This is a genomic window from uncultured Gemella sp. (genome assembly GCF_963529685.1).
Lineage (GTDB): Bacteria > Bacillota > Bacilli > Staphylococcales > Gemellaceae > Gemella.
This window is the reverse complement of record NZ_CAUSAI010000059.1, coordinates 1-7297: the sequence shown is the minus strand read 5'-3', so window position 1 is coordinate 7297 and position 7297 is coordinate 1. Positions and strand designations below refer to the sequence as shown.

General features: G+C 30.8%; 5 protein-coding genes. 1 reads left to right on the top strand and 4 read right to left on the bottom strand.

What is annotated here, in order from left to right; all coding sequences use genetic code 11:
- Window positions 1–84: 84 nt before the first annotated feature.
- The 4 genes from RWS90_RS07390 to RWS90_RS07375 form a co-directional block, all read right to left on the bottom strand.
- Window positions 85–3201, bottom strand: a complete 3117-nt coding sequence (locus RWS90_RS07390) for an amidase family protein (RefSeq protein ID WP_314550100.1) — start codon at window positions 3199–3201, stop codon at window positions 85–87.
- Between the two features lie 173 nt (window positions 3202–3374).
- Window positions 3375–4223 (bottom strand): 5'-nucleotidase, lipoprotein e(P4) family, encoded by an 849-nt coding sequence (locus tag RWS90_RS07385; protein ID WP_314550096.1) that lies wholly within the window; start codon window positions 4221–4223, stop codon window positions 3375–3377.
- 351 nt (window positions 4224–4574) lie between these two features.
- Window positions 4575–5096 (bottom strand): sigma-70 family RNA polymerase sigma factor, encoded by a 522-nt coding sequence (locus RWS90_RS07380; protein ID WP_314550093.1) that lies wholly within the window; start codon window positions 5094–5096, stop codon window positions 4575–4577.
- Window positions 5097–5309: 213 nt separating this feature from the next.
- Window positions 5310–5747 (bottom strand): hypothetical protein, encoded by a 438-nt coding sequence (locus RWS90_RS07375; RefSeq protein WP_314550090.1) that lies wholly within the window; start codon window positions 5745–5747, stop codon window positions 5310–5312.
- 496 nt (window positions 5748–6243) lie between these two features.
- Here RWS90_RS07375 and RWS90_RS07370 point away from each other — a divergent pair.
- The coding region (locus RWS90_RS07370; RefSeq protein WP_314550088.1) for a YSIRK-type signal peptide-containing protein at window positions 6244–7297 on the top strand (1054 nt) is incomplete at its 3' end.

Sequence of the window (7297 nt, the reverse complement as noted above, 5' to 3'; positions counted from 1 at the left end):
ATAAAAAATACCCCTTTCACTGGTTTGTCCAGTAAAAGGGGTACATATCAAAATCACGATTTTTGAGTCACTCCCTTTGTGATGTTAGTTATTATTTTTTCGTTTTAACAAGGCAGTTAAAGCTAGAAGTGAAAATCCAAGAGCAGTTAAGAAATTATTAGTTTGTGCTCCAGTTTTAGGTAGTGTTTTTGGAGAGCTTAATGGAGTTGATTTAGCTCCTCTTGTCTCTATAATTGTGAATTTTTTCTCTTCTTGTACTGCTGAACTATTGATATCTTTTTCACTCGAAGCTAGTGCTGTTTTTATTTTTGTTATAAGAGCAAATTTACTGAAATGATTTACTGTAAAGCTTAGGCTATTTTCTGTAACATGTGAAGGAACTAGCTCAATTGTATTGTCATTCTTAATGTGATAGACTAGTATATCTTTGTTCTTTTCATTTTGTAGCAAGGCAATATGTACAGTTCTAGGAACATTAAGTTTAATTTCTTCGTTATTTTTTTGTAATTCTAAATCAATGACTCTAACAGATGTTATTTCATCCTTATTTTTAATGATATTATTTTTATCTGCTACAATTTTATTTTTTAAATCTTCTAAGTTTATTGTCTTAGTGATATCTTTAGCTTTAAACTCTAGATCTTTCGCATCGTTATTACCAAATTCAACGCTAATACTTTTGTCGTTAGACTTAATAGTAATAGTTGTTGTGTTATTATTAATATTTAAGTGTGGTAATTCTAATATTGTCGGGGTATTTTTAGTTGTGTTGTATTCTATAATGTTGCCCTGGTTATCAATATTTATCTTGTTACTATTATCTGAAAGCCCATCTACTTTACCAGAGAAAGGTTTAGTATTATCAGATACAAAAGTTTCACTAGGAATATTGAACTCAGAAACATTACCATCTTTATCAACAACTATTTTATTCCCATTTTCTGAAAGTCCATCTACTTTACCAGTGAAAGGTTTAATAGTATCCGACACAGGAGCTTCATTAGGAGTGTTGAACTCAGAAACATTCCCATCTTTATTAACAACTACTTTATTCCCATTTTCTGAGAGTCCATCTACTTTGCCAGTGAAAGGTTTAATAGTATCCGACACAGGAGCTTCATTAGGAATATTGAACTCAGAAACATTCCCATCTTTATCAACAACTATTTTATTCCCATTTTCTGAAAGTCCATCTACTTTACTAGTGAAAGGTTTAATAGTATCCGACATAGGAGCTTCACTAGGGGTATTGAACTCAGAAACATTCCCATCTTTATCAACAAGTACTTTGTTGCCATTATCAGAAAGTCCTTCGATACTAGCAGTGTAAGGTGTAAGAGCATCCGTAATAGGAGCTTCAGAAGGTGTAGAATACTGGTATTTAGTTCCGTATTCGTTTTCTCTTACTTTGTTCCCATCTTCGGCAATAACAGTGTTTCTTACGTTAGGATGTAATATGAACTGATTATTATCTTGGAATAATTGTCCCATTTCAAGAAGTATTTTTTCTGAATTATTTTTTGCTGCTAACATAACTCCAAGAGGAAGATTACTTTCACTCTTGTAAACAGGTAAAGAAATAGCAGGGTTTCCTGTTAAGTTGAATAACCATGTAAACGGCGTTCTTCTCATCATAGGTTCCCATTGTTTTACAAGTAGGTCAAATCTCTCTTTTGGATTTTTTATCTCGTTAATATTATAAAGTTTTTCTTCAACTTCTGGATCTACATAAGGATCTACTTTTTTATCATTCGATGGAGCAGTAACAGCATTTGTTGCCATCAAGAATAAATCATATTTTCCATAAAATTCATTCATCTTATTGATATATTCAGACGCAGGTCTAGCAGAAGAAATGTCAGTGTTAGCATTTTTACCTTTGGCTATTGATGTACCTAATGCATAAGTAGCAGGATCTAAATCACGTTTGTTTTCATCTGTAATACCTTTAACCGCGGAAGTATATGAAATATGTCCTACAGATTGCATAGTATATGTTCTAATTCCTTCGTAACCATCGATAGGAAACTCAGTGATTTCTTCAACTGTGAAACCTTGACTTCTAAGAAATTCAACAGCTTTAAGTACGGCTTTTTTTCCATCTTCACTTAATTCTACATCTTTCAATGGAGTTTTAAGAGTGTAAGCTATTTTTAAAGTTTTTAGATCTGTAGGAACTTCTACTAATGTTTTAGGTTTATTGATTTTAGTTTTATCGAAATACTCTTTAGCATCTTCAATAGTTTTTACAAGTGGGAACTTGGCTCCTTGTCCTGTTGGTTTTAGTCCGATTAATCCTGTCCACGAAGCAGGGATTCGAATAGAACCACCAATATCACTACCGCTAGCAATTGATACCATACCACTTGCTACAGCACCAGCGCTACCACCAGAAGAACCTCCAGTATTTCGACTAGGATCCCAAGGATTTCCTGCTGGACCAAATAATTTAGAATCCGTGATATTTCTAGTACCTAATTCAGGATAGTTAGTTTGACCAAGAATAACAAAACCAAGTTTTTCAAATTCTTTTGCTACTCCTCCACTAGATTTAGATACTTTCCCTCTATTAAAAATAACCCCACTAGAAGCATCACCGTCCTTTAATGCATCTAATCCTTTAATCAATGTTGGAACTCCTAAGAATGGTTGTGATGCCCAATCTACTGGATTAGCAGCAAGAGAACCAGCTTTGATTCTATCGTCTATTTCTTTCGCCGCTTTGTATGCTTCCTCTACGATAGCGTTAGGGATTTTTCCATTTTCAGTTGTTAGAACAGCGTTCAATTTAGGATTTTCTTCAGATATAACTTTGTAAGCTAAATCAACTAATTCTGTACTCGTTACTTTTTTCTCACGAATTAGTTGGGCAAGTTCTAAAGCACTCTTTTGTTTATATTCAGCTACTGTGAAAGGAATTGATGGTTTAGAAGAAGCACTATCTTCTAATTTATCAGAAGAAGCTTCACCATTATTATTTGACGCATTAGGTTTTACGTCTATAGTTGATGATTCTGTAGTAGTATTTGAATTTTGATTTTCAGTTGTTAAATTCGTATTATTTACTGTATTATTAACAGGAGCAGACACTGTATTACTGTTTTCGCTAGCCTGAGCTTGGTTGTCGTTTGTTAAGATAGGAAGTAGTGTAGTAGCTGCAAATGCCGGTATAAGAACATATTTTAAATTTTTCTTTTTCATCCTTGACTCCTAATTTAATGAATAATAAATAAGCTGTTATATGCTTTGCTACTTAATTATACCTTTATATTTATTTTCAATCAAGAAATATAATCTTAAAGAAAAATAAAACAAGTGACTTAATATGTTTAACTAAATAAATTAAGCCACTTGTCTAATATTATTTTATAAAATTAGTATCCTTTTAAGGCGTTCATACGAGCCTCAGATTGCTCTTTAGCATCTTTTTTCTCACCTTTGTATACTGCAGATTCCCATGATCCGTACATAGGGTTAGGGAAAATGATGAATTTATCACCAAACTCAGCTTTTAATTGTTCAAACATTTTATCTCTATCAGATTCTGATTTAGTAGAAAATTCAGCGAAGTCAACTAAGTTATCCCCAAATAACATTACAAGATTTGTATGTTTAATAACTTCTTGACGACGTCCTTCTTTAGACTTATCACCTTCTTTTTTGAACATTAGGTGATCTCTTCCTTGAACAGGCAATCCTTGTGCTTCAAGGTTTTTAATAGTTGCATCTACTTGAGCGTCTGTTCTATCTGAGATGTAGTAAATTTGAACTTTGTTTTTATCAGCAAATTGTAAGAATTCTTTTGCTCCAGCTACTGGTGTAGCTTCAGCTTTTTGAACCCACTCATCCCATAATTTAGGATTAAATGCAGTACCATCTTTAACCATTTTCACTTGGAATGGAATATTATTTAATACTGTTTCATCGATATCTAATACGATAGAGTATGGTTTATTAGTAGGTTGCTTTAATAATTCTTTTAATTTATTAGTTGCAATATTATAACCTTGTTGGTATAATGCATCTACTTCAGCAGCATTTTGATACCATAAAGCTCCCATAGTATTTTCTCTAGATCTAAGTTGATCATAAGTAAGAGTTATTTTATTATCTCCACTCTTATTTTCTTCTTTTTTTTCTTCAGTTTTTTGAGCACATCCTGTCGCAAGAACAACAGTAGCTAAAACTGATGATACGGTCATAACAAATTTTTTGTTTTTCATAATAATTTAAGCTCCTTTTATTGTCTACGATATAAGTATAAAATATATTTTAAAAAAATTCAATATGAAATTATCTTATTAGAATTTAGAAAATAAATATTTTAATAAATTCTTTCAATCCTAGTTAAGTAAATGGTTTAAAAAATGATAAGAAAATAAAATTTATATTATTATTTATTGTAAAAAAATAATGAGGAATTCGATAAAAAGTAATCAAGATTAGTCCCCGGGTTATCCTCCTAAAAGTTAGATCTACCTTGTGGGAGTTTAGGTTATCTATAGAAAATAACTCTAGGTGAAAATTCTAGAAAAATGGAATCAGGCAGATGTCTACATAGAGTGGATGAAATCCTAAATATTTAATAGAAACTGTTCACAAACTCCCTTAATATGTTTGTGTAGTCTGTATGCACTAGCAAGTGATATTCCTAAAGCAATAGCTGTCTTTTTAACATTCAATGTCTTTGTATATTTCTCAAAAAATTCCCATTCAGAAAGATTTAATGTGTCTTTTAGATAATTTATAAGTTCGATATATAAGAAATCATAATCATTGCAAACCACATCAGAATTATTTTCGAATATATCTAAAGGAATACTCTCGTGTCTGTTTCTTCTACGAATTTCATCGATGAGTTTTCTCTTAATAGTTACAAAAGCAAATCTATCAAAATCGGAAGGGTCTATCCCACCATCTTGTAAGATAAGGAAACTAACAAGAAGCCCCTCCATCCCATAACCATAAAACTCATCATGCAATTTCTGTGGAATATTTACTTTATATAGTGCTCTTTTAATAAGAAATTTTTTAACCTCTAATAATTCGTAAAATCTTTGAGTGTCATCTTCGTTTAATTCTATAAAACTTTTCATTATAATTGTCCTCCTCTAGCTCCTCTCTATGTAGAACATCTCCTAATAAGGACGAATCATGTAATTATAAATGTGAAAACTAAAATAAATATAGTAAATAGAAATATGAAAATAATAGGTGATTTAGCAGACTCCCACTCTTACAAAAGATTAAAAATCCCCTCATTATTATAAGTGAAAAAAATAGCCTTTTGTCACAAAAAACTAAAAAATTTATCTAGTTATATTGTCAAAAAAATCCTCTTCATATTCTTTTAACAAAATAGCTAATTTTTTCAGTAGTATTTCTTGGTGACGCTTGACTTTTGTAGGATGATTAAGGTTATTCTGCATAGCTCCTCGTAAAGATGAATTGTTTACATACAGCTTATACAGGAGTAATTGATCATCTATAGAAAGAGTAGCTAAAGCATCATAAAGTGCATTATACAAATGTTCTTTGATAATCGTTTCTGTAAATAATGCAGAATAATCCTTAATTCGACTCTCCCCAGTGTTGTTTTCGGAAGAATAGTTCTCATAATAAATTAATCCACTTTCCTTAAGCTTTTTAGCGGCATAATTAGTGCGATTTTGAATTGAATTTATCTGAGAATATATCTCCCTACTAACAGGAACTTTTATATTGTTTTTTATTTTAAAGTAATACATACGTTTACTCCTCCCATTTTTATCTGTAAGAGAGGGAGAGAGGGGAATATAGATTATACATAGTTTAAGGAAATCTGTAAAGAGATAAAATCACTAAGTGAATTTATTTAAAACATAAAATTGTTAATAAAAACTCTAAAAGGCTATAGATTTCAATATCAATTAATTAATAAAGTAAATATTTTTTTATTAACATACTTTATTTTAACTAAGAAGAATAGTTAAAAAAAGTTGAAACAAAAAAAAAAAAAAAACTTGTAGGGGCGCGGTTTTTATATGAATTATATATAAAAATCAATTATTTTCATATCATAATTAGTTTATAAATTATTATTATATTTAACTGTGAAAATAAGTTACATTTAAAGTTGATTTAAGCTAGATGTTGTATTATAATTAAAGTGTTTACAAGTTTTTATTTACTAGATTGTTAACAACAAAAATATAAATTATATTAAATATTAAGAAAAATTATGAAAAAGGAGTAATGATATTTATGAGATATCAATATAAAAATGGTGAAAAACTAACGCGTTTTTCAATAAGAAAATATCATTTTGGTGCTGCCAGTGTAGCTGTTGCATCCCTGATTTTCTTTGGAGGAGTCTCTGCTAAAGCAGAAAATATTCCAACATCAGAAAATGCACAAGCTAGTGGTAAATCAGCAGATGGTTCATCTAGTGGCGACAAAAATTCAAAACTAGATGATAAGTCTACATCAAGTACAAATAAGTCGGCTATTATAGAAAAAACATCTGATGTTGTTGCTACTGTAAAAGTGGACAAAGCAGAATTAAAAAAATTAACAATTAGCTTAGATACACTATTTAGAACTACAGAAAAAGATAAAATAGCTAGTATCTATGATGAAGTAAGTCAAAGTATATCTGAAGCGAAATTAGTATTAGATAAAGATACTGCTAGTGCAGAAGAAGTTAATGCTCAGGTAGCGAAACTAACAGAAATTACAAAAAAACTTAAAGAAACTGTTGTGAAAGCAGACAAGACTACTGAAAAGGCTCAGGAAGAAGGTCGTCAAGTAGACGAGAAAAAAACAGTAGATAATAAGGCGAATACTTCAGAAAAAATAGATAAAAATTCAGAACCTAGCACTTCTGAAAAGAAAGAGTCTGAGAATAAAAAGTCAACAGCTCCTGATAAAGGGAAGCTTGAAACTCTTGCGAAGAATTTAGACGTATATCTAAAATCTGCAAGTGAAATCACTAGACCTGAAACAAAAGAGTTGTTAAAAGGTGTAGAAGAAACAGTTCTTGCTGTTAAGAAAGGATTAGAAAATCCACAATTAACTGCTTCAGAAATAGAAGAATTAGTAAAACAAGGAAAAGAAGCGGAGAAAAAACTTGCCTTAGCAGTATCTCGTGAACATTCAGGGAAGCGTGATACTAGAAATGGTATAAATATACGCCCAGAATCATATTTTAGAGCAAGCTACTATAGAGCTGCTGACGGTAAAGTTTATGATAGTCGTGGTGATGAGCGTTTAACTGAAGCAACTGTTGGATATATTACAAAAGCAAATGATGGTTCGG